Below are 2,328 nucleotides of genomic sequence, written 5' to 3' on the forward strand. Positions count from 1 at the left end.
AGACAGGATCTGGAAGTCACCGAGGAGATCGAGCCGTACGTGATACAGCAAGCAGAGATCATGGTCATGGAGAGGGTCGCGACGACAGACATACGCGCTATCCCAGTCCCGGCACGGCGGGCCATTACAATGCCAGTCCCAGCCCCCAGTGTTCGTAAGGTCGCTACCGAACCTCCATTAGAACCGGAAGCTCCTATCCCGGCACCAAGAAAGAGAAGAACCACTGGCACCACACCTCCGCATAACCCCGAGGATTTCGTTCCCAGGGTACCGGTTGAGTTACCGTGGGAGCCGGAAGACCTAGACATCCAATTCGGTGACTTGGAGCCACGCCGCCGGAACACCAGGGACCGAGATGTCAGCACAGGAATACAGTTCGGTGACATCGACTTTAACCAGTCCTGACTAGGCAGGGCTGGCGCGTATATCTTTTCGTCTGACACTGGCCCGGGTCACCTACAGCAGAAGTCCGTAAGGCAACATGAATTGCCATGCGAGACTCTGTATGCCCATGAAGACGAACGCATATACCCGCCGGCATTTGACGGAGAGAAAGAGAAGGTACTCCAGGCAAAGATGCAGATGGCCCCGACAGAAGCGAATAAGAGCAGGTACCAGTCGAGGAAAGTAGAGAACATGAAGGCATTAATTGTAGAAAGACTACGCGAAGGAGCAAAGATGTACCTCCATGAGCAAACCGACAAAGTACCCACGTACACCAGCAAGTACCCTAGACCTGTGTACTCACCATCGGTGGATGACAGCCTGAGCGATCCGGAAGTGGCTGTGGCCGCCTGTAACTCTTTCTTAGAGGAGAATTATCCGACCGTGGCGAACTACCAGATAACCGATGAGTATGATGCTTATCTGGACTTGGTCGACGGCTCTGAAAGCTGCCTCGACAGAGCTACGTTCTGCCCGGCCAAACTAAGATGTTACCCTAAGCACCACGCATACCACCAACCACAAATCAGGAGCGCAGTACCTTCCCCTTTCCAAAACACGTTACAAAACGTGCTAGCCGCGGCCACTAAAAGAAATTGTAATGTCACCCAAATGAGAGAATTACCAACCATGGACTCTGCGGTGTTTAACGTAGAAAGCTTCAAAAAATACGCCTGTACCGGCGAATATTGGCAAGAATTTAAAGACAATCCTATACGGATCACCACCGAAAACATAACGACGTACGTGGCTAAACTCAAGGGTCCAAAGGCTGCTGCCCTTTTTGCCAAGACGCATAACCTGGTGCCGCTCCAGGAGGTGCCAATGGACCGCTTCGTGATGGATATGAAGAGAGATGTGAAAGTTACACCAGGCACCAAGCATACCGAAGAAAGGCCTAAAGTGCAAGTGATTCAAGCGGCGGAACCATTGGCCACGGCATATTTATGCGGAATCCACAGAGAGTTAGTCAGGCGGCTAAAAGCCGTTCTGACCCCGAACATTCACACTCTGTTTGACATGTCGGCGGAGGACTTTGATGCCATCATAGCGGCACATTTTCAACCGGGAGATGCTGTACTGGAGACAGATATCGCATCCTTCGATAAGAGCCAAGACGACTCCTTAGCGCTAACGGCGCTAATGCTTCTGGAAGACCTCGGGGTCGACCAAGAACTGCTGGACCTTATCGAAGCTGCGTTTGGTGAGATCACGAGTGTGCATCTACCTACCGGTACAAGATTTAAATTCGGTGCTATGATGAAGTCAGGAATGTTTCTTACACTCTTCATCAACACGCTGCTGAACATTGTCATAGCGTGCCGCGTCTTACGCGACAAATTATCGTCCTCGGCGTGCGCCGCCTTCATAGGTGATGACAACATAGTGCACGGCGTGAGGTCAGACCCGCTAATGGCAGAAAGGTGTGCGAGTTGGGTCAACATGGAAGTAAAGATCATCGATGCCACAATGTGTGAGAAACCACCGTACTTTTGTGGAGGATTCATCCTGTACGACAGTGTCGCCGGTACAGCGTGTAGGGTTGCAGACCCGTTAAAGAGGCTGTTCAAACTCGGGAAACCGCTCCCAGCGGACGACAACCAGGATGAAGACAGAAGAAGGGCACTAAAAGACGAAACAGTTAAGTGGTCCCGCATAGGATTGAGAGAAGAATTAGACGTGGCACTGAGCTCAAGATACCAAGTCAGTGGCGTCGGGAACATCACTAGAGCGATGTCCACGCTGTCTAAGAATTTGAAGTCTTTTAGGAAAATAAGAGGTCCCATTATACATCTGTACGGCGGTCCTAAATAGATGCAGGATTACACTACATCTAAAGACCACGTATTACAGACACCATGAATTACATCCCAACTCAAACCT

Annotated in this window: 1 protein-coding gene and 1 pseudogene; both read left to right on the plus strand. The window is 50.8% G+C overall.

The genetic code is table 11. The features are described from left to right. Nucleotides 1-405, plus strand: a pseudogene (locus MFF61_RS34155) (hypothetical protein); the annotation flags it as partial. An 81-nt stretch (nt 406-486) separates the two neighbouring features. Then, nucleotides 487-2,259: an RNA-dependent RNA polymerase family protein gene (locus MFF61_RS34160; RefSeq protein WP_238208419.1), complete on the plus strand. Its 1,773-nt coding sequence runs from the start codon at nt 487-489 to the stop codon at nt 2,257-2,259. Nucleotides 2,260-2,328: the final 69 nt, after the last annotated feature.

Source organism: Methylobacterium isbiliense (genome assembly GCF_022179325.1).
Classification (GTDB): Bacteria; Pseudomonadota; Alphaproteobacteria; order Rhizobiales; family Beijerinckiaceae; genus Methylobacterium; species Methylobacterium isbiliense.